This window comes from Kocuria sp. HSID17590 (assembly GCF_003989485.1).
GTDB lineage: Bacteria > Actinomycetota > Actinomycetes > Actinomycetales > Micrococcaceae > Kocuria > Kocuria salsicia.
In genome coordinates this window covers 1-1,122 of sequence record NZ_RBMB01000074.1, presented here as the reverse complement: position 1 = coordinate 1,122, position 1,122 = coordinate 1, and the positions used below count along the sequence as shown (strand labels likewise).

Annotated in this window: 1 protein-coding gene; it reads right to left on the bottom strand. The window is 66.8% G+C overall.

Annotation, left to right across the window (positions count from 1 at the left end):
• Window positions 1-1,006: IS481 family transposase (locus D8M39_RS12455; RefSeq protein ID WP_126875122.1), on the bottom strand; the 1,006-nt coding region annotated here is incomplete at its 3' end.
• Window positions 1,007-1,122: the final 116 nt, after the last annotated feature.

Sequence of the window (1,122 nt, the reverse complement as noted above, 5' to 3'; positions counted from 1 at the left end):
TGTAGGAGGGCGTGACGTTGTTGACTCGGGCGGGGGTGCGTGAGGCCGGGGGCTGGTCGCCGCAGGCGGTGTGAGGCCGATGGTAGTTGAAGTGGTTCACCCACACCCCGATCGCCTCCCGGCGGGCCTGCTCGCTGGGATACGGGCGGGCGTAGAGGACCTCATCGGCCAGTAACCGGTTGTAGCGCTCAACCTTGCCGTTATGCCGCGGGGTGTAGGGGCGGATGCGTTGATGCCTGCCCGCCAGTCCGCTCACGGTGCGGGTGAAGTCTTTCGCTCGGTAGTTGGCGCCGTTGTCGGTGACCACCCGGTGGATACGGGTGATCCCGTGGGCGGCGAAGAACGCCCGGGCCCGGCAGAAGAATCCGATCGTGGTGGCCGCTTTCTCATCATCGAGGGCCTCGGTGTAGGCCAAGCGGGAGAACCCGTCCACGGCTGAGTGCAGGTAGGTGTACCCCACGCGTTGCTTGTGTGCGCGTTTGGAAGCCAGGGCTTGTTGGGAGCCTCGCCCGTGGGCCCACCAGCCACCACCGTCAGGGATCCTCCCGAGCTTCTTCACATCCAGGTGGACCATGTGCCCGGCCCACCCGGCACGGATGCGTTGGGGTGCCCGGCGCAGGCTCTCCCCATCCGGGGTGAGATCACGTAGCCGGGAGATCCCGAGTCGGTGCAACCACCGGCCCACGGTGCGCAGGTGCAGCTGGTACCCCAGTCCCTGCAGGTGGTGGTGGATACGGCGGGCCGACCACTTCTTCTGCCGCCGCAGGGAATCGATCTCGGCAATGAGACCAGAGCTGATCTGGGATGGGCAGGATCCTGGTCGGCTGGTGCGGTCATACAGTCCTGCTTCGCCTGCAGCGCGGTAGCGGGCCACCCAGGTCGCCACGGTGGGCCGGGAGACGCGGAACTCCGCAGCCACGTGAGCCTGGGGCAGGCCGTCGTCGAGGTGGCGTAGCACCATGCGTCGTCGGCCGGTCGGGGTCAGGGGTGCATTAGCGTGGGTCATGAACGGGCTCTTCCAGGCAGGTGGGTGGTGTAGGAACTTCCATCCTGTGGCGAGGAGCCCGTTCCTCATCTCATCGCCACACCCGTGCCAAGAACCTCATGCCCCACAACACCTAG